Source organism: Methanorbis furvi (assembly GCF_032714615.1).
GTDB lineage: Archaea > Halobacteriota > Methanomicrobia > Methanomicrobiales > Methanocorpusculaceae > Methanocorpusculum > Methanocorpusculum furvi.
Genome location: NZ_JAWDKA010000004.1, coordinates 139343 through 160655, shown reverse-complemented (window position 1 = coordinate 160655; position 21313 = coordinate 139343). Strand labels below are relative to the sequence as shown.

Genomic DNA, 21313 nt, shown 5'->3' with positions numbered 1-21313 from the left:
TCACCGCACGAATTTGTGGAGAAGTTCGCCCAAGCAACCTCTCTTGAGATCAATCGCTTTTTCCTGACACATCTCATGACAGCAGTAGCAGCGAATACAGTTTCGCAAGTTTATACCCGCCGTTCCTTCCCGCAGTAGAACCGCTTTCTTCGGACAGATTCGTACACACTGACCACAGCCGATGCATTTCTCTTTTGCAATGTGTGGAGCAGGTGCGTAGACTTTTCCCATCTGAAACAGGCGTGATAAGATCATCCTGCGAAACCAGGTATTGTTCTGCGGCACAAAATAGGTCGGCGGCAGAGCAAAGTCAGCGATTCTCACAACTTCGTCTCCGGTTTCCTCCACAAAATCCAGATCCAAAAGACCGCGTCTTTGTGCAGCAGCAGTTGTTCCAATCCGTTCCGGCTCCATACCGATCAGTTTCTGCGCCGAAACATCAAGAGCATAGATCGAAGAGGAGGCAAACACGTACCCGCAATGTTTTGGCTCGCCTCCCATGGGACCGTTTCCTTCCATCCCGACAACCGCGTCCATCACCACAAAATCCGGTCTGATGAGTTCGTTTAAGTCCACCAGCATCTCGGAAAAATCCTCAGACTTTGGGAATCTTGAATGAAACACCGGCTTCTCCAGCCCCGGGACTACGCCGAACGTATTTTTCACCGCCCCGGAAAAACCGGTGAACATATGCGTCTTCAGCTTACAGACCGAGATTATCACATCCGCCTCGGTTGCAGCACGAATGATCGAAAATCGTTTCATCATTTTTCCTTCCGGAAAGGAAACCTCGGAAAACTCTGTGTCAACGAACGGCTCAATCCCAAGATCAGCTGCTGCGGCCGTAATGCCGGACCGTTCGTAAACTCTTCGCAGAGTCCTCGGCGTATACACAATACCTGCCCCCGGACTGTCTGCAATGATTGGTGTCCCGCCTGCTTCAAGGACCATTTTGCAGACCGCATACACAATCTCAGGATGCGTCGTTGCCGAGGAGTTGGGTCCGGCATCAGACAAAAGATTTGGTTTTATGAGAACTTTTTTTCCCGCAACCATCGGCAGACCGCAGGCCGCGGCTACCGCCTTTGCAACCGCTGCCGTTGCCGCGTCCCTCTCATAGGAATCACATCGTGCCACACCAACTGCGGTCATGCCTCTACCTCTTCTCTCTTCTGGTCACGGACAACCGCCGACAGAACTACTGCCAGCACCGCAAGACCAAGACCTACGAAAATCGTGAAATGAAATCCGTTCAGAAATGTTGCGGGATCCAGATCCATAAACGCCACCACGGTTCCGGACGGCGACGTTGCGAAGGTAAAGATTGTTGCATACAATGCGGTTCCAATCACGCTGCCGAGGTAAATGCAGACCGCCATCAGTGACGAGCCGGTTCCCCGCTCTCCTTCCGGCGCATTCTCCACAATCCGGCTTGCGGCAGGTCCGCCGGCAAGACCCCAGAGAACCCCCATCAGTACCAGAGCACAGAGAAGCGGAACAACTCCCATCTCCGGCATGATCATGACAAAGATCAGATTGAACAGTATCAGCATAACACATGCAGCGACCGCAAAGCTCCGCCGTCCGGTTCTGTCCGACCATCTGCCGATCGGAATTCCAAGAACTGCCGTAAGTGCTGGAGGAATCAGGAGATACATGCCGCTTGCCGCCGTGTCAAAATGCATTCCTGTATGCAGATAGAACGGCAGGAGGTAAATGACTCCCATGTAGATCACGTTGATGAGCAGGAATGCCACAACGACCGACGAAAATTTCCAGGCGGTAAACACTCTGATGTTGATCAGAGGCGATCTGCATTTCAGCTCCCGGACCGCAAACAGTACGGCAAAGATCAGACAGAATGCGGCACAGAGAATGATCTGCGGATTGGAGAGTCCCAGATGCGGAACTCTTTCGAGTGCATAGATGCCGAAGACCATCATGGCAAACAGCAGCACGGCACCGATCAGATCGAATGGTTTCTTTTCTGCCGGCACATCTTTGGGGATGACGCGAAGAGCGAAAGGAATTGCGGCGATGCCGATTGGGATGTTGATCAAAAATATCCAGTGCCAGGAGAGGTAATGCGTGAGGATTCCTCCAAGTGCCGGACCTGCCGCAAATCCGATCGAACTTGCCATGGTTAAAACTCCAAGAGCAAACCCGAGCATTCGTGCCGGCAGGCATTTGACGCAGAGCATGGGGGCGGCTGCGGCAATCATTGCAGCGCCCACGCCCTGAAACATACGTGCCCCAAGCAGCCATGAGAGATCAGTTGAAAGACCGCAGACCGCAGAGCCTATGGTGAAGATGACAAATCCGCCGACGAAGACTTTGCGGATATGGCCGCGGTCGGCGAACTTTCCGAACACGAGAAGAAATCCGGCCATCATGAGGAGGTAGGTGATGATGACCCAGGAGATTGTTCCGGTGTCGGTTCCAAAATCCGCTGCTATCACCGGCAGGACAACGTTGACGATGGACCCGTCAAGTCCGTCCATAATAACACCTATGGCAACGGCTGTCAGAAGGAGTTTTTGATAGAGTGGATTTTCAATGACATTCACAAATATTCACCGATTTTTTTCGATTACTGCGATGCGCGTCACGATATAGTTTATCTCGAACGAGTTGTCAGTCGGTTTTGGCGATCTGGCGGATACGGTCAATGCCGTGAATTTCCCGGATGACGTCTGCGACTTCCGGCGGAACGCATTCGTCCCAGTTTTCGCCTGCGATCATGCGGGCACGAATTGATGTTCCGGAGAGCATTTCTCTCTGATACATGGGAGGCGAGGTGACGGTTATTCCTGCTTCGCGGAAGAGCTGGATGACGAGCGGGTTTGAGGTATAAACGGTGTCAAAGGGCGGCGTCATGGATTTGACATGGGAGACCCAGAGGGCATTTCGCTTGACGTCCTCCAGAGGAATGATGTAGATGGGGATGTCGATATTTTTGAGGGCGCGACTGATCATGAGGACGCGTTCGCCTGCGGTGAAAGGGTGGCGGAGATCGTGACTGATCTCTGCACTGCCGATTCCGATGATGAGTTCGTCGACGTCGTGGGCGATGCTGTCAATCACGGCGTTGTGGCCGTTGTGATAGGGCTGAAATCTTCCAACGTAGAGGCCTCGTTTCATTTTTTTCCTCCGATGAGTGCTGCGGTTCTGGCAGCTACTGCGCCTGCGGTAAATCCTGCGTCGATGTTGACGACGGTGATTGCGGCACAGGACTGGAGCATGGAGGCGAGAGCTGCTTCGCCGTGGCCCATGTAGCCGTAGCCGGTGCTGACCGGAACGCCGATGACCGGTTTGTTGACAAGGCCTGCGACGACTGAGGGAAGAGTCCCCTCACGTCCGGCGCAGACGATGTAGATGTCGGCTTCTTTGAGCCGCTCAAGTGCAGGGAAGAGCCGGTGAATTCCTGCAACGCCGACGTCGTAGGCTGTGAGCACAGCGGTCCCCATTTCTTCGGCGATGGCTCTGGCTTCTTCTGCGACGCGGATGTCTGAGGTTCCGGCGGTTACTATGGCAACAGTGCCGCCTACGGATTTCGGGACAGTGCCGTCCGAGAGAATGAGGATACGGCAGATCTCTCGATAGTCTGCGGTGATGCCTGAAGGCAGAGCGGCAAGTACTGCTGCGGTTTGTTCGGGGGTGATGCGGCTTGCAATAACGCGTCCTGCGGCACGGACGTAGCTGTGCATGATTTTGATGAGGGAACCTGTGTCCTTTCCTTCGGCGAGGACGACTTCAGGGATGCCGCAGCGGTCGGTTCTGGCAAGATCAAGGTTTGCGACTTCGTCCACCGGAAGACCTGCGATGAGCTGTTCGGCGGTTGTTGGGGAGAGGGTGCCGTCCCGTACCTGTGCGAGTATTTCAGGGAGGGTGTGATGTTCCGGCATGGTTGTACTATAGTAGGGCGGCAGGAGATATTAGGGTGATGGACTATACGGTCTGGGCATTTGCATTGATCTTTTCAATGGTCTGCCGAATGCCATTCCAGAGACCCTGGTCCCCTGAGAAAAGATCTACGACAGTTCCTTTGTCAGTAAACGGTGTTCCCTGAAGGACTGACATATCTGTCATCATGCCGTTTTTGACGATGTACTCAACAATCCGGTTGAGGAAATATATCTGCTGTTGATTGAGACGGGCATCCTGCAAGTAGACGGAAAATGCCTCTTTAGCCGCGTTCATGTCAAGGCCAACAATCTCCCTCACAAACACTCCGAGGGGCTTACTTCCATATTCTGCTTTGTACTGCTCATGACTTCCCACCTCTTTCCAGAGAATATTTTCAAGAACAGTAATGTCATTGCTATCTAATGGAACGTTTGTTCTTAGTTTCGAAATGACCGGAACATTCTGATGTTCACGCAGATATGCTATCGCCTTTTCTTTATAGGTTCTCAGGTAATCCTCGGTCAGATCAGATACATGCCATTCTGTCTCCAGGATTTTATCACTGAAGTTTGTGTCATAGATTGTTTTGGATCCTGCCGGAAGGTACTTCATGAGGTCACGGAGTTTGTTCCGGATATGTTCAAGTTCACTGATACCGGCATTTTTGACATAGTCAGTGTGGAGAATTTTTCCAATCAATTCTTTTTGTGCAAGAATCTCAGGGATGGTTGAGATGTCGGCAATTGCCCTGACTTTTTTCAGAAGATCTTTTCTGGCTTTTGGGTAGGGTTTGCTTACCAGCCATGCGAGTTCGAGACCATATAATAGAGCATCGAATCGTACGGCTGATGCTTCATCGCTATTGGGAAGGATGAGAGGTGCAATCTCCTCAGAGATTTTGAGCGTGTCTTCGTAGGTCAGAGCCTGCCAGGCAGTTTCTTCCCGATACCGATCAATGTATCGCAGATGCTGACGGACGGCGAAGTTATCTCGGTTAAGTTCCCTGACCTTTGTCAGGAGATCAGAGATGAGATCACGCCGGAAGCTGCGGAGAGATTCTGTCTGATACTCGTACTCCTGAAGTTTATAGGCCATCTCAGTCTGAAGAGTGAAGATGCGTTCCTGCACAGTCATGATCGTGTTGGTTTCGCGACCGTGATCATTGACGCGGAAGAACTCGAAGTTGCCGCAAAAGTCAAAGATGTAGAATTTGTCTTTGTCGGAGCCATCGATGAGGCCAGGACAGAGTCGTGTGCCGCGTCCGATCATCTGCCAGAACTTTGCTTTGCTGAGAACTTTTTTGAAAAAGACAAGGTTGACAACTTCAGGGATATCAATGCCGGTATCCAGCATGTCAACGGAGATTGCGATTTGCGGGTACTTTTCGGAATTTGAAAATTCGTCGATGAGGCTTTGGGCATAGTTGGTGTAGTTGTCAATGACACGGACGTAGCCGGGCGGATAGTTTGGGTACTCTCTTCCAAAGATTTCGTAGATCTTTTCGGCATGGGCATGATTTTTGGCGAAAAGAATTGTTTTTCCAATTTTACTTCCATAGCCGATTTTTATGCCGTGGGTAAAGAGTGTTGCAAGTACTTCTTTGATGGTGTCGGCATTAAATATCCATTCGTTGAGTGCGGAGCTGTCGATTGCCTGAGGAATTTCTCCGTTTTCATCGAGGAAAAGTTTTTCGTACTCTTCTTTTTCTTCGTCGGTGAGTTCATCGTAGATGATTCCGTCGGTAAGAAATTTGAGTTTTGTTTCGATGGAGACAAAGTCAACGAGGTAGCCGTCGGCAACTGCCTGAGCGAGATCATAGCCATAGGTGGGGATGCCTGATTCGAGGCGGAAGGTTTCGTAGGTATTTTTGTCAATCTCGTCTTTTGGGGTTGCGGTAAGTCCGATTAGATGAGCGTCGAAGTAGGTGAAGATGTCTTTGTATTTGTTGTAGATGCTGCGATGGGCTTCGTCGATGATGATGAGATCGAAGTGGCCGCAGGTGAAGAGTTTTCCTCCTTCTTCATCCCGAATATCGTCGATGGCGTTCATCATGGTCTGATAGGTGGAGAATACTGCCCGGGCGGTTGCGACATTTTTTTCTTCGCAGAGGTTGGCTGCGGCAAGGTCGGGGAGGAGGTTGGCGAAGGATCGTTTTGCCTGTGTGACAAGGCTGGTTCTGTCTGCTAAGAAGAGGATGTTTTTGATCCAACCGGAACGGAGAAGGAGGTCAACTAAGGCGATGACTGTTCTCGTTTTTCCGCTGCCGGTAGCCATGACGAGGAGGGCATGTCTGCGGTTTTGTCTGCCGAATGTTTCGGCAACTGCGGTGATTGCTTCTTTTTGATAGTATCGTCCGGCAATGTTTTCGTTGATGGTGATCTGATCTAGAGAGGTTTTCTGGGTATGTTTGTTGTGTTCTTTCTGGAGGTCGAACTTGGCGTAGATGCCGGAGACCGGACGTTCCGGGTAGTGAGCGTCGTCCCAGATTTTGGTGTCAAAGCCGTTGGTGAGGAAGATGATTGGTCTGATGCCGAATTTTTGTTCGAGGAGGTCGGCGTAGAGTTTTGCCTGCTGACGTCCGATCGCTGGGTCTTTGCAGGTTTTTTTGGCTTCAATTACTGCGAGGGGTTTGCCGTCGTCTCCAAAGAGGACATAGTCAGCGTAACCTAGGCCTGCTTTGTTGGGCATTCCGGCGAGTTCGTACTCTTCGAGCCAGTCGCGGCCGCGTGTCCATCCTGCATCCATGAGGAGGGTGTCGATGTAGAGTTTTCGGGTTTTGTATTCTGAGAGGTTGAGGGGTTTTGGAGATGATATTTTTTGTCCGGCAGGGATTTCATCCGAGAGGTAACTGACAGCGAGGTGATCAAGGAAAACGTTGAGATTCTGGCAGGCAAGGTCTGTTTGTTCCGGTTCCGGACTGGTGGTGCTATGCGCTGCGGTGTTTCCGAGGATTCGGATGTAGTTGATGCGTTTGTGGAGGTCGGGTCCGAGAAGGCTTCGGAGTTCGGGAGTGTTGAGGTAAGCGGCGAGATTGTCCTGATAGGGAGGTATGAGTGTTTTATCGTGGGCATACAGCCACTTAAGAGAGAGTTCGAGTGCTCTGCGGCAGGTGATGATTGCAGCTGCTGTGTCAATTGAACGGAGTTTTTCGGCGGCCTGAGCTGTTTGAAGAATGTCTTGGTATTTCGGGGGTTGATTATCAGATGCTGGTGGCATGTGTTTTGGATGTTTTTGGTATTTGTTGTGAGAGAGGTTAAAGGCTTTGGGTGAATGGGTCGGGTATTTTTTTGTGAGTTGGAGAATTACTAAGAATTACCAATTTGTGACAATTAGTAATTCGGATTTAGTAATTTGGATATGCCGGTTTTTCGGATGTATCAGGAATGCAGAGATTAGATGGATGCTCATAGGAGATTTCCCACATGAGGTTCAAAGATGTGTAGCATAGGGGAGATTTTCTGACGATAGTTATTATAGTTTTCATCCCATATTACTAATATAGAGCCTGACAAGATGACGCTTACCAAGATTTCATTAGAGAATGTTACGGTATTCCAGTCGCTGGATTTACCTTTGGTGAATGGAATTAATATTTTTCTTGGAGAAAATGGTACTGGTAAGACTCATCTTATGAAAATACTCTATAGTGCTTGCCAGGCAACCAGACCAGATGTTTCTTTTAATGAGAAACTTGTCCGTGTGTTCAAACCGGACAATATGATGATCCAGAGGATTGCACAGAGGGCGCATGGAGCAGTTACTGCGAAAATTACAGTATTCTCAGAAAAAGCAAATATTTCCTGTACCTTTGATCGAAAAACGAAAAAATGGGATGCAATGGTTTCCGGAGAGGACAGATGGGAAAAGCAAATGGGAGATTTGACGAGTACTTTTATTCCGGCAAAGGAAATTTTATCGAATGCTTGGAATCTGGAGGCCGCGGTTGCAAAGAATAACGTGGATTTTGATGCAACGTACGTGGATATTATCGCGTCTGCGAAGGTGGATATTTCACGGGGAAAAGATCCAGCTAGCAGGAAGAAATATCTTGAAATTCTGCAAAAGATAACCTCTGGGAAAGTTTTCGTTGATAATGAGAAGTTCTATTTGATGTCAGGGAATAATAAACTGGAATTTGCCCTTGTTGCAGAGGGTATCCGAAAAATTGCACTACTGTGGCAGTTGATTAAGAATGGAACTCTGGAGCATGGTTCTGTTTTGTTCTGGGATGAGCCGGAAGCAAATATTAATCCGAAGTATATTCCTGTTCTGGTAGATCTGTTGTTGCAACTGCAAAAGGATGGGGTTCAGGTGTTTATTTCCACTCATGATTATCTGCTGGCGAAGTATTTTGAGGTGAAAATACAGCCTGGTAACGAGGTAATTTATCACTCTCTCTATTTTCAGGATGAGAATGCAAAAAAACTGGTGCTGTGTGAAAGCAGGAGTGTGTTCGGCGAACTGACCCATAATCCCATTGCTGCTGCATATGATCAACTTCTTGATGAGGTTTTTGCCAAGGAATGGAGTTGTCAGGAATGAGTCCTGATATGGTTTTTGAAGAAAGTAATGTGCGTTTCAATTTTTCTGGGGCTGTCTGGGCTACGAAGAGTTTGCATGATCATTACAGAATCTGTAGTAATTCCCTGTTAAAGGATGTGGATTTTATTGTGGAGACACAAGGGGAGATTTTTTTTGTAGAAATAAAAAATTCAGCATATGCTGGTGCGAGATGTCCTGAAGTATTTGAAGGCGAGAAGATCAAAACAGATAAACACTGTCAGGATATTGCGGGAAAGTATTATCACAGTGTGTTATACCCGTTAGTTTCCCGGAAGGAGAAAAAATACATATATCTATATGTTCTTGAAACAACTTCAAGAGTAGATCGGACGTCGCGGAAGTTGATTCGTGATAAAATCATTAAATATCTGCCACGAAAATTCCCCTGTATGCCTGAGGGAAGTAAATCTCTGATTGATGAGTTTGATATTGTGTCTATTGATGAGTGGAACAGGAAGTATAGTCAATACCCCATCACGCGTTTGTATTAGAGAATGGTGAGAAACTATTGTGTGTTCCTCATTTTTCGAAAGCTATTCCATTGTGATATCAATATATTTTCACAGTATCGTCGCCCGTATCCTTGCCTCCAAAAGTTCGCGTAGATCGTCCGCATCCTTCCAGAGAATCAGGTTATCATGCGCAATGTCGAAATGCAGCTGGTTTTTCCGCAGTCCGTTTGCATCCGTCTCTTCGAACCAGTCTTTTTTGCATGTTTTGATAACAATTCTACCCAGCCCTTTGGCATAACCTGCTTCGTAGTAGACACCAAGATTGTTGTACGTGAAGTCGGCGATGATGAACCGGGATGTTTTGATTCCGCTGATGATTTTATCGGTGATGTCGTCATTGTGTTCCTCTTCGTTGACGGTAAACGCGGTGAAGCCGCATGCTTCACAGGCAGGTTTGATGGCAGCGTCACGGATAGAGAAGAGTTCGTCGGAAAATTTCATGGCGACAAATATTTTGGTGGAATTTATGTTGGTGGTGAGAAGAGATTCGGCGTAGGTTAAGCCTTGAATCGTGAGCATATATTCCGCATGGCTGGGGTATTCTGAGTTCATACCATACATGACTTTTCTCGATTTCACATATCCAAGATCATCCAATGCCCCCATCATTGAAAATAATTCTTTTAAATTTCTGGCGTACCCCATTGCAGGAGGAGTCTTTTCCCAAAAATTAATGTGGGTGAAATCTCCTCCAGAGCGATACATGGTCAGGATGATCTTATCCAGTTTCTGCATTGCAGTTTTAGGGATGTGGGGATCTGAGAGAATTTTTGGAATGGTATCGCCATTTATCAGAATAGGGTCTTTCCTTTCCAGATATGTTTCATACAGGTATCCTGCTAATGTCGATTTTATTTCCTGGATATATGGTATTTCTTCATCCGCAAGTTCAAATTGATGGCACACCGGACAGTTGTATAACGGTATTTTTCCTTCGTAGAGGTTGCAGGAACAAGATTGACCACAAATGGGACAGGGAACAGTTTGAACTGATGCTTCTTTCATGATATGTATGTTATGATTCAATTTCGGATTTTTCAATACTTTTCTGCTCTTGCAGATACTGTTTTATCCCTTTTTTGTTGATCCAGGGATTTCTGGAGTTCAGGAAATAATTTCCAATATATGATAACAGAGGTATTTTGCAAAACAGTTTCAGGATCCTGTTTTGCGTTCCAGTATCGGTTGATTTCTTCTTATCATCTGCGTCCACAAGCAGATCGACCAAAGAGGTGTTATCATGTTCATCTATCCAGCAGTTGCAATGATATTGGTGGATATATCCTTTTTTTGGGATGTTTGAATTTTTCAGACTGTCATAGTAAAATGGTCCATCATTCACATCAACCCCGCCCCGACTTCCATGACCAAATATCCAGAGATTAATGACATTTGAATCTTCGATGACACGTGCAACTTCATTTTTAGTGAAACAGAAATAAATTCGGTATGGTTCTTTTTTTGATTTGAAAAAGCCTTCTGCCAATGGAGATATTCCTTCGATGCTGGAAAAATCTGCCAGACGTAGAATGTTTATTGGGATGAGAATTCCAGTGTGAGGATGATGTGAGTGATATTCGTCGAGGGAGGTCAGGATTTTTTTTGCAATCAGGTGTCCTTCGATAACTGAATAAGAGGATAAAAGTCCAATTGCGAACATTACCCCTCCACAAAGCAACAATCCAGAAAGACAGATATTGAGGTACCACCAGTTAGAGAGAATTTGTGTCGGATATAGATAATAGATTGAGGCAAGGAGAGCAGTGATGAGCGGAAATATTATATAAAATTTGAAATTCGCCCAGTGCTTTTTCTCACATATAATGACAAACAACATACAGAGAAGCCAAAGTAGAGAGATAAATTGAATCGGGGGAGAAAGAGCTATCTGTAATATCTGTTCTAAGGACTGAGAACTGAAAAATACACCTGAGATGAATATGAGTAGGATCGCCCCACCAACCAATGAGAGACCAATGCCGCAAAGTAGATCAATTCCAAACACTCTTCTCTTACAAAAATTTTGAAAGGCCAGGATATTGGAATGGTAGGGATAGTTACAGATATATGTTTTTATCTCTTTTGTCATCCAAAAAACTCCTGCATGAGGGATTTTTTCATAATTTCTAGTTTTTCCAATGCTTGGATACAGATACATTTTTCATTTTCTATTCTTTCTATAACTGGTATGAATCTTTGTTGGATATCAAGAGGTACATCCATTATTGGAAAATTTTTTACTATTGATAAATTTAAATTAGTTTGTTGGCAACCTCTTCCTAATCCTCTTAATTGATTATATTCTAGCTTAAGATGATAATAAAGATATTCTGGACAATATTTATTGTTTGGTAATATTGCTCCACACGCCTGGTTTGTTGCCGCCTCAATTTTTAGAATGCCAACTTGTCCGCGGGTTTTTCCTTGGCCATACATTGCAACCATAATCGTATTTACGGGCAGTAGCTTACAATTAGTATCTGTTAGAGCCATTTCAGAAATATATTCCTCTGAATTATAAATGTATCCAGCCTCAATTTCACCTGTTTTTATCCATGGGACAACTCCATTTTCATAATATTTTGAATTGTTTCTATTGGGTGTTGCTCCAGTAACAACATTGGCAAAAGATCCAATTGTTCTTAGATCCCACCCCATCTCATTCTTCACTGGGTCACCGAACATCTCCACAAACCTCGCTTTCACCAGCATATCCAGCTTTTCTATCTGCGCCTTCCGCAGAGCTATCAGCGAACTTATGTGATCTAAGACCGCCGCGATACGCTGCTGCTCTGGAAGCGGAGGGAGAGGGATTGTCATCCTTCTAACTGCAGCTTGATTTAATTTTGAGCGTGTAGTCCCATTAATTAATTTCGATACATCATAATACATCAGAGAATAATTGAGATAATCTATATCTAAATGTGAGTCTTGTTTTGGTCTAAGAACATGTGCATGATTATTTACCCAACATTTCCCAGACACGCGATAGGCAATAGGTCGCGTTTTGTCCCCAAAATATCCACCATCTTCAGCAAGCAGGACTAATTCACCATCAAAGATATAGTCATTGATATAATCTTGAATCCCGTTTGCTCCATAATATGGATAAGGACCTTTTACTCTTTTTGATTCGGTAACAGGTACTCTTTGGCTATCTAAAATGTCACACACATCCCCCAGTCGCACCATCGGCCATTTTTCCTTTTTCCCTCCCGTTAGATTCATCCTCTCCCGCCTCTCAATTCCTTTCATACTATCACCTCCCTCCATTTCACTCATTGTATTCCACCTCTCTGATGCGGCAAATCATATCCTGACAATGGTGACATTTACCGTGATATTTACAGTGACATCGGCATGTCCCCAAACACCTACTCATGCAAATCACCTTCCAAAACGACCTCCCAATGCCCGGTCTTCTTCGACCCCACTCTCCTGATAACCCCCTTCTCCTTCAGCTGTGACAGAATACGTTCGACCTGTCTGTCCGTAATCCCTGCATTTTGCGAAATATTTTTTGCTGTAGCCAACGGATTCTTCGAAATTTCCTCAAGCACCTGCCTCTCATTTATTCCGACATTTATTCCGACATCATCCACAGTACCCGCCTCATCTTCAAGATAATGGGTTAATTCTGTTAAACCCCATAATGCCCCAAATAGTTGTAAACAATGATATTTCGTAAGATGTTCTGTCATTCTCCCATGAAGTAACCAATGTCTGTTTAAGTGGGCTGGTTCAGCTTCTGAAAACATTTTATGCGCGGAATAGTTCTCGATAAATCCTCTCAATGAGAGGAGGAGCAACGCATTGGGGTCGGCAATCTCGATGTGAAAGACTTTCTGATACGTGTTTTGAAACATTTTATTGATCTTGGTCTTCATTACGTTGTTTTGATCAATCAATAAACTCTCAATCAATGGAGATAGTGATATACAACAACAATGATATAATTTTGCATTAAAGGTCAATATTGATTCTGAAAATACTTTTTTTTGAAATTCAGTACTTAATCTATCATGAATATCGGATACAACCCGATTGAATATTTTGGCATTATCTCTCATATAAAGTGTTACGATGTCATCAGATAATGTATTTGAATCTAATAAGTCGCGCGGGATATCACATATTTTTGTTGGAAGGACCCAATTTAATTCTCCCAAACGATGATGAAATGCATATGGTGATTTAGTCAGTGAATAGGATACATCATTTACTAGATTTTCCCAGAGCTTGAAACATTCGCCGAACCCAAATTGAATTTTCTGTAAATTTAAGTTTAATTCTGACATATTTTGGTTAATGTCATCAAATATTTTTTTGAACTCTAGGGACATTAAATATTCTAAATATTGATCTCCCTGTGATATGAGGTGTCTATTGGATTTCTTCTCCTCCATTCAGATCATCCTCTCCAGCTCATCAATCCCCTTCATAATTTCCCCCTCAATCCTCCGAATCTCCGCCAAAATCTCAATCGTCGGCGGAAACTCCTCAGCCTCATACACAACCTCCCGATACTTGTTCACCGACAGATCATAGCCGTTGCCAACAATCTCCTCCTTTGGCACAAAGAAACTTTTCTCCGTTCTCGCACGTCCCTCTTCTCCCGACAGATTATGGAACCTTGACACAATATCAGAAATATCATTATCCCCTACAGGAGATCTCTTATCATCCAGAGAAAAACCGTCTGCCTCCATATCATACATCCACACCTTATCCGTCCCACCATGTCCGGTCTTCGTAAAGATCACAATCGCAGTTGAAACTCCCGCATACGGCTTGAACACTCCGGATGGCATCGAAATTATCGCCTCCAGCCGGTTGTTCTCCACCAACTCTTTCCGCACCGCCTTGTGTGCTGAAGACGACCCGAACAAAACACCATCCGGCACAATCACCGCACACCGTCCGCCAACCTTCAGCATCCGCAAAAACAAAACCAGAAACAACAGCTCCGTCTTCTTCGTCTTCGCAACCCGCAAAAGATCACTCGACACAATATCAAAGTCCAGACTACCCTTAAACGGAGGATTCGTCAGAATCAAAGAAAACTTTCCCGCATCCGTATTCTGATCCGACAAACTATCCCGGTACTCAATATGCGGACTTCGAACACCATGCGTCATCATATTCATCGCCCCAATCCGCAGCATCGTCCGATCCATATCATACCCAAAAAACATCCCCGCATGATAATGGCTCAGCTGATCCTTATCATAAAAGATCTCCTCAAGATATCGTTCACGCAAATACTCTCCAACAGAAACCAAAAACCCGGCAGTCCCACACGCCGGATCACAGATAACCTCTCCCGGCTTTGGTGCCATCAGCTCCACCATCATCCGGATAATATGCCTCGGTGTACGAAACTGCCCGTTCGTCCCCGACGTTGAAATCTTTGAAAGCAGATACTCATACACATCCCCCTTCGTATCATCCATCTCCCCCTGCTTCATCAAACCATAAATCCCATCCAGAGCATCCACAATCTGCGTTAACTTCGCCGGAGTCGGCACCTTAAAAATCGCATCTCCCATATACTGCGAGTACGCACTATCACGATTCGAATCAAGAGATTTGATAAACGGAAAAACGCCGGACTGCATCACCTCATACATTCTTGCTGCCGGAAAATCCCGAAACACCGACCACTTCAAAATCTTCGCATCACAAAGCTCCTCTGAAATCCTCACCTTCCGATCAAAAATGCTTGAGTACGACAACCCCAGCATCACGCTCTCCTTCGATCGCTCATTATCCATATCATCCAGATCGTGAACAAACATCAGATACGTAATCTGCTCAATCACATCCAGAGGATTTGTCAGACCTCCTGTCCAAAAAACTTCCCACAACCCGTCAATCTTATTCCTCAAAACCCCGGTGATCATTACCACAATATAGGCAATTCTCCCATATAAACAGACCAGCCTTTCTCACAACTCCCCCCCTATTTATCCCCCCACAACAAACAGTACACTTACACAACCGATTATCCATGCAGCTTGACATCACCCCGAAAACCCTCACCTACCGCCTCTCCGGAACGGCAGTTACCGAACTCAGCTCCCTCACCGCAAAAACCCTGAAGGAAGGACAGATCGACGCAGACGATGCCAAAAACTTGCAGATAGCAGTTGAAAAAGTTCTTCTCAAATGGCTCTCCGTCTTAGGCGAAGGAAGCGAGTGTACGTTCCGCAGCGGCAGAAGACTCGGCCGCCAGTACATCACACTCGCAGTTCCGGGCCCACGGGTTAACCCGTTCGGCGGTGAAGAGGACTGCGTCTTAACCGGCGGCAACTCGGTGCAGACACTTCTTGCAAACATCGGCCTTGTCCCGTCCTATCACTACGTCAACGGCGAAAACCAGATCGCCCTGATGCCGAAACGGAAAAAGATCAACCCGATCGTTTACCTGATCTGCTCCGTGATTGCAGGACTCATCGCCGGTCTCGCCTGCCGGTCTCTTCCGTCCGATGTTTCGCATGCCATCGCCGAAGGTCTGGTCACTCCCTTATTTGACACCTTCATCGGCATTCTGATCGCAATCGCTCTTCCGATGATGTTTCTCTCCCTGCTCTGGGGTATCTACAGTATCGGGGATACGGCGACTCTTGGAAACATCGGCAACAAAGTTATCGGCCGCTACTTCGGAAGAATTTACTTTACGCTCGTCGTCTGTACGTTCATCTGTCTGTTCTTCTTCCCGTTCAGTGCCTCGGGAGGAACGCAAGGGATCGGCGAATTCCAGGCAATCTTTACGATGCTGCTCTCCATCGTCCCATCCAACATCATTGCACCGTTCGCGGAAGGAAACACGCTGCAAATCATCTTCCTTGCGGTGGTGTTCGGTCTTGCGATGCTGATTCTGAACAAGAAGATTCCAACGCTTGTTCAGCTGGTCGGGCAGGCAAGCACACTGATTCAGCTGGTGATGGAGTGGATAACTTCGCTTCTGCCGGTGATCATTTTTGTGAGTATTCTGCATCTGATGCTGACCGATATTGAGAATCTCGGTGATCTCTGGAAACTGTTTGCCGTGATTCTTCTCTGCGTTGCGGTAAACCTTGTTCTGATGGGCGGCGGTGTTGTTCTCGGCAGAAAAATTTCTCCGGTGCTTCTTGCAAAGAAACTGTTCCCTTCGTTTTTGATTGCTTTAACAACGGCTTCTTCTGCGGCAACGTTTTCGACGAACATGCAGACGTGTCAAGAGAGGCTCGGTATCTCAACGAGACTGGTGAACTTTGGTGTGCCGCTTGGAACTGCGTTTTCAAGGCCAGGGCATGCGGCGATCTTTTTCTGCGTGTGCATGTTTATGGCAAGTTATTACGGGGTTCCAATAACGTTGTCATGGATTTTTATGGCGATTCTGACCTGCGGTCTTCTGGCTCTTGCGGTTCCGCCGGTACCGGGAGGAGGTATTGCGTGTTACTCGATTCTTTTTCTGCAGTTAGGGATTCCTGTTGAGGCACTGGGTATTGCAGTAGTGCTTGAGATTCTGCTGGATTTCCTGAGTACGGCGCTGAATATGGTGGCGGTTCCAATCGATATGGTGCAGGTGGCGGCGAAGCTTGATATGCTGGATGAGGAGAAGCTTAAGGCGGCGTGAGGAGTTCTTCTGCGAAATCCTTCATTTTCCACACGAGCGGGAGCGGAAGTTCAAGCAGACTGTTGTTTTCCTTTCTCAGTATTCTGAGATTTAATGGGATATGTGCCATTTTATGTACTCTCATCACATTTTTTCATATGTATTTTGCAGTGGTGTGACGCAAAAATGATATGTATTATGTGATTGCTTGAAGGAAGATGAGGCTAGTGGTTGAATATATGATTTGGTGGGCTGCGGAACCTTGTAACGAGATTGAGTGCTTTTGGTATACCGTAAATTACATGTATAATTTCATTTTTTACGTGCAATAGATCATATCACCCGATTCACTCCATTTAGTATGTATCTTTTCAAAGTACAATCTTTAATCCCATTTGCCATCTAATACTCATATTATAAAAAAAGTATATGTCAAACTGAATGTCAGTGTGATTGTCGTGGGATTAATAAGTAATTTTGGAGATTGGTATGTATATTAACAAAGTGCAGATCAGGAATTTTCGCAGTATTAAATCAATGGATTTGAATTTTCATGAAGGTAAGAATGTTATTGTAGGAAAAAACAACTCTGGTAAGAGTAATATAATTAAGGCAATTGATTTGGTCATTGGAGAAAAATATCCCACATATCTGACCTTTCAAAAAGATGATTTTCATGCGGAAAAAGATGACACTGGGAACATTCAGTATGCTGACTCGTTCACTGTCGTCGTAGAGTTGAAACATGGGGAAGTACGGGCATCCGCATTTAACGAGGGTGAGTTATTGAAATATACTCGAAATATAGTTTTTTACACATTTGTTGATGTGCCGATTATAAATGATTCTGGAGATATTGATGAGAGATATCTCTATTATGATGGAAGAGAATATCCTGGTATATCTGTAAATTGGAAAAAAGCTGATCTCATTTCACCTCTATTATATTCAGCTGATTCTATCTCTATCTTTTTACATGTTCAACATAATGAGGATGAATTTTTAAACAACTATGGAATTGTTATCAAAAAAGATAATTCCTATGATTTTATCTATGGTGTTAATAAATATCTGAGAGACGCTCTAATTACCAGCGTGATTATTCCGGCTGTGCGGAGTCCCTATTCTAATTTGAAAATAAATAATTATTCCTGGTACTCTAAAATGTTAAAAGAGCGTTGGTATTCCAGCGATGATACTCTTCGGCATGAATTAGAAGAACTGAATCACAGTGTCAGAGAAAAAGCAAATGAAATTTTCTCTCCGTGTATTAATGGGATTACCTCCCAGGTCTGTAATACTATCAATGCCACATCCGTCAATTTTCAGTTGATGACAAAGCATACTAATGAAATGTACAGAACAGCCTCTATTTACGTTGATGATTGTGGATTTGAAACAACATTAGATCATAAGGGTACTGGTACACAGAGTACAGTTATCATCTCATTATTTGCCCATTACTGTAAAATGATCCACAAATCAGGATCATTGTTGGCAATCGAGGAGCCTGAATGTTATTTGCATCCTCACGCAAGACGTTCTTTGTCATCTTCTCTTGATGATTTTATCCATGGCGATGATAGAGGCAAACCTGATAATCAGATAATTCTCACCACACATTCTACTGAATTTTTGAAAAATACTCCTGTTGAGAATATCCAAGTAGTTAGAAAAGATCCAAAAACGGGAGAATCAATCATTGTTGGTGTTCCTAATGAAGGTGATTACAAACAATATAACCAAAAGTTGGAGAAGATCATAAATTCTAAATCCTCAGAATTATTCTTTGCTGATGCTGTAATTCTTGTCGAGGGCGGCGAGGAGTATCTTTTACCACTAATTGCGGATCTGGAAAAAGAAAGTGGATATCCTGAGAATCCATTGGATAAATATAATATATCTGTGATTAATGTGGGTGGGAAAAGCAATTTCTCTGTATATATCTGGTTACTAACTCAACTCGGGATAAGATATTATGTAATTGCAGATTTCGACTATTTACATGGTGGAAAAGAGTTATTATCTCTGAAATCCGATGATGCAACATTATATTTACCGAGTACGGAAAGCAAAGTGTACGATAGGAGTGATCTTCTCAACGCATTGTCTTCAAAAATATCAACAATTTCTAGCAAATTACCTCAAAATTGTGGTTCTCTCAAAAGATCTGTATCGAATTCCCAGAGTCTTGATGCAAAAGCCTTCTGCGATGCTATAGAAACAGCATGCCTTACCGGTGAGGTAGGCGATGACCTCAAAAATATTTGGGAGTACCTCAAACAAAAGCACCTAAAACAGAAAATGTCACTGAGTCTTCTTCGATCACTTGGTGAGGATAAATTTAGTGACTCTCTAGAAGATATTCTGGATGCATTATTTCAGCAAGAACATATCTACATCCTAAGAAAAGGAGAACTTGAAGATTATTATACACCCGCAGGATTGGCTATTCTTACAGGAAAAGGAAAAGAGATAAAAGCAATAGGAATTGCGGATGCAGTCTATGATAATCTATTTGAAGAGGGAAATACTATTGCTGACTATCTTGATGTCACTGAATATGCATTGGTCATAAAGCAGACAATAGATGATTGTAAAAATCCAACATAAAATATTTTTCAAACAAAATGCACTTTCACTGTGCGTGGTTATCAGTATATATTCTTGAAAGAATAACTATCATTCAATGCCTGCAATATCAGACTATTTTCCCTATGAATCCTATCGTCCTCATCAGGAAGAGATGCTTAGAGTCGTATCTGAAACGATACAAGAACAGGGTATTCTGATGGTTGATGCACCTACAGGCACTGGAAAATCCAGTATTGTTATTCCATTTTTAGCTGAGCGTAATAGGAATAAAATTATTGTGGCAGTTCGTACAAATTCACAACTTAAAATATTCATTAATGAACTGGAACAAATTCGTCAAAACAAGCAGAGTGATCTTACCTATAGTTATCTCATTGGTAAATCAAAACTGTGTCCCTATGCTACCACAGCATCTGGAAACATTTACAAAAAATGTCAAAAACTTCGACGACATACTCTTACTCTTCTGAATCAGATACTTGATCAGGATCCGGGTATAAATCCCCTTAAAAGTACTCTCCTCAAAGAAATTTTAAAGAGAGAGGATTCGGAATCTCCTACCATTTGTCAATATTATCTTAACAGTTACGACTATTCAGCAGATACAGAGGACTGGTCTGATGAATATAGCACAAAAAAACCCGTACAATCAATGATAGGCAAATGTAATGAATTACTTACCCATCGCGTCGATCCTGTGGACATCATGGAATTTTCCGGTAGTTTTTGTCCTCATGCTGTCCTGTGGCAAGCTGCTCCAAAGGCAGATGTTCTTATTGTCAATTATCACTATCTTTTCCGAACTGACATACAAAATGCCCTATTCAAAAATCTTATCACCGAGCCGGATCATGTTCTGCTGTTGCTGGACGAAGCACATAATCTTGGGGAAACAGTACAGTCCATCCTAAAAAATACTCTTTCAGAGATAACTATAAATAAAGCAGAGGAAGAAATGGAGATGCTGCGTAAAGGTGTAAACAAAGATAAATTCGATCTTTCTGCTACAATGCATCTTCTAAATCGATTACGTGCTCTCTTAAAAACGCCCGTACCAATAACCGAACAGGAAATGATACTTGATCCTGAAAGCATTTTGCAGAATTTAGTCACGAATTCTGACTGGAAAAATCCTGGAGTTCTTCTTCAAAATATCTCTGATCTCATCATTGGGCTTGATGATGAAAATTCGGTACTTGACACGATACATTCTTTCGTTTCGAAACTTGCCCAGATTCAAAACAACAGAGAATACCTGTTTTATCTATCAAAGAACGAGGATAAACCCTCTCTTCATATTAAGTACATCAATCCGGGAGAGTTTATACAAAATTTTGTTCAGAAATTTCAATCGGTAGTTCTCGCAAGCGGTACTCTGTCGCCAATTCATCTTTATAAAAAATATTATTTTAATGATCTGGACGTTAAGTCTTTTACAGTACCAAATATTTTTCCTCCACAAAATAGGTTGATTCTCTGTGGCTCTGATATTAGTTCAAAGCTGAATCGACGATCTGAACCGGAAAATGTTGAGAACATCCTGAAGTATATTCGAATATTGATAGAATATCCTGGCAATGTGGCTGTATATTTTACGTCCTATGATCAGATGAATTATTATAAAAGGAAGTTGGGATCATCAATAAATAAAAAAATCCTGTTTCAGGAACCTCGAGATTCAGATGAAGCGGACCGACAGATTAAGAAGTTTATGAAACTTCCAGAACGTGGTAAATCTGGAATTCTTTTTGGTGTCTGCGGGGGTAAATGGAGTGAAGGATTGGATTTCAAGGGTGAATTGCTTGTGGCTGCACTCGTCATTGGGCTTCCACTGTCCGTATATTCAGCAAGTCAAATATTCATAAATGATCAATATTCTATAAAATATGGGATTGAGGATGGTAGTTTTATCGCTTATAATCTACCAGCAGTGAACAAAGCACTTCAGGCACTCGGCCGTGTTCTCAGAACTGAAAATGATCGCGGGCTGCTCATACTAGGAGATGGACGATATTTACAGAGATATATTAAGAAAAATCTTCCGAAATGGATTCAAAATGAGATAATGAGCTGTACGGTAGATTCACTGCCAAATAAGATCGAAGAATGGAATGTAAATAATAAACACTGACCCTTT

16 protein-coding genes are annotated in these 21313 nt (G+C 44.1%); 5 read left to right on the top strand and 11 right to left on the bottom strand.

What is annotated here, in order from left to right; translation table 11 throughout:
- The 5 genes from McpAg1_RS04705 to McpAg1_RS04685 form a co-directional block, all read right to left on the bottom strand.
- Positions 1-1152, bottom strand: coding sequence for a DUF362 domain-containing protein (locus McpAg1_RS04705; protein ID WP_338094141.1), 1152 nt, complete (start codon positions 1150-1152; stop codon positions 1-3).
- On the bottom strand, positions 1149-2567 hold the full coding sequence (locus tag McpAg1_RS04700) for a DHA2 family efflux MFS transporter permease subunit (protein ID WP_338094140.1): 1419 nt from the start codon (positions 2565-2567) through the stop codon (positions 1149-1151). The genes McpAg1_RS04705 and McpAg1_RS04700 overlap by 4 nt, the downstream gene beginning before the upstream one ends.
- 67 nt (positions 2568-2634) lie before the next feature.
- Complete coding sequence (locus McpAg1_RS04695; protein WP_338094139.1) at positions 2635-3141, bottom strand: nicotinamide-nucleotide adenylyltransferase; 507 nt, start codon at positions 3139-3141, stop codon at positions 2635-2637.
- The gene (gene larB, locus McpAg1_RS04690) at positions 3138-3905 is read right to left on the bottom strand and encodes a nickel pincer cofactor biosynthesis protein LarB (protein ID WP_338094138.1); all 768 of its coding nucleotides are present in this window, start codon (positions 3903-3905) and stop codon (positions 3138-3140) included. The genes McpAg1_RS04695 and larB overlap by 4 nt, the downstream gene beginning before the upstream one ends.
- 43 nt (positions 3906-3948) lie before the next feature.
- A complete protein-coding gene (locus McpAg1_RS04685) occupies positions 3949-7122 on the bottom strand; it encodes a DEAD/DEAH box helicase family protein (RefSeq protein ID WP_338094136.1) in 3174 nt (1057 codons plus the stop codon).
- Between the two features lie 297 nt (positions 7123-7419).
- Here McpAg1_RS04685 and McpAg1_RS04680 point away from each other — a divergent pair, with 297 nt between their 5' ends.
- Both McpAg1_RS04680 and McpAg1_RS04675 read left to right on the top strand, forming a co-directional pair.
- A complete protein-coding gene (locus McpAg1_RS04680) occupies positions 7420-8448 on the top strand; it encodes an AAA family ATPase (RefSeq protein WP_338094135.1) in 1029 nt (342 codons plus the stop codon).
- The gene (locus McpAg1_RS04675; protein WP_338094134.1) at positions 8445-8960 is read left to right on the top strand and encodes a hypothetical protein; all 516 of its coding nucleotides are present in this window, start codon (positions 8445-8447) and stop codon (positions 8958-8960) included. The genes McpAg1_RS04680 and McpAg1_RS04675 overlap by 4 nt, the downstream gene beginning before the upstream one ends.
- Before the next feature lie 69 nt (positions 8961-9029).
- Here the strand turns inward: McpAg1_RS04675 and McpAg1_RS04670 are convergent, their stop codons facing one another.
- The 5 genes from McpAg1_RS04670 to McpAg1_RS04650 form a co-directional block, all read right to left on the bottom strand.
- A complete protein-coding gene (locus McpAg1_RS04670; RefSeq protein ID WP_338094133.1) occupies positions 9030-9986 on the bottom strand; it encodes a hypothetical protein in 957 nt (318 codons plus the stop codon).
- A gap of 10 nt (positions 9987-9996) precedes the next feature.
- Positions 9997-11070 (bottom strand): hypothetical protein, encoded by a 1074-nt coding sequence (locus McpAg1_RS04665; protein ID WP_338094132.1) that lies wholly within the window; start codon positions 11068-11070, stop codon positions 9997-9999.
- A complete protein-coding gene (locus McpAg1_RS04660) occupies positions 11067-12236 on the bottom strand; it encodes a restriction endonuclease subunit S (RefSeq protein ID WP_338094131.1) in 1170 nt (389 codons plus the stop codon). Before McpAg1_RS04660 ends, McpAg1_RS04665 begins: the two co-directional genes overlap by 4 nt.
- A gap of 119 nt (positions 12237-12355) precedes the next feature.
- Positions 12356-13387, bottom strand: a complete 1032-nt coding sequence (locus McpAg1_RS04655) for a winged helix-turn-helix domain-containing protein (RefSeq protein ID WP_338094130.1) — start codon at positions 13385-13387, stop codon at positions 12356-12358.
- On the bottom strand, positions 13388-14884 hold the full coding sequence (locus McpAg1_RS04650) for a class I SAM-dependent DNA methyltransferase (RefSeq protein WP_338094129.1): 1497 nt from the start codon (positions 14882-14884) through the stop codon (positions 13388-13390). It lies immediately after the preceding gene.
- 107 nt (positions 14885-14991) lie between these two features.
- Here McpAg1_RS04650 and McpAg1_RS04645 point away from each other — a divergent pair, with 107 nt between their 5' ends.
- Positions 14992-16602 (top strand): dicarboxylate/amino acid:cation symporter, encoded by a 1611-nt coding sequence (locus McpAg1_RS04645; protein ID WP_338094128.1) that lies wholly within the window; start codon positions 14992-14994, stop codon positions 16600-16602.
- Here the strand turns inward: McpAg1_RS04645 and McpAg1_RS04640 are convergent.
- The gene (locus McpAg1_RS04640; RefSeq protein WP_338094127.1) at positions 16589-16711 is read right to left on the bottom strand and encodes a hypothetical protein; all 123 of its coding nucleotides are present in this window, start codon (positions 16709-16711) and stop codon (positions 16589-16591) included. The genes McpAg1_RS04645 and McpAg1_RS04640 overlap by 14 nt on opposite strands.
- Positions 16712-17070: 359 nt before the next feature.
- Between McpAg1_RS04640 and McpAg1_RS04635 the strand changes: the two genes are divergently transcribed.
- Positions 17071-19194 (top strand): ATP-dependent nuclease, encoded by a 2124-nt coding sequence (locus tag McpAg1_RS04635; protein WP_338094126.1) that lies wholly within the window; start codon positions 17071-17073, stop codon positions 19192-19194.
- Positions 19195-19270: 76 nt separating this feature from the next.
- Positions 19271-21307: an ATP-dependent DNA helicase gene (locus tag McpAg1_RS04630; protein WP_338094125.1), complete on the top strand. Its 2037-nt coding sequence runs from the start codon at positions 19271-19273 to the stop codon at positions 21305-21307.
- Positions 21308-21313 lie beyond the last annotated feature (6 nt).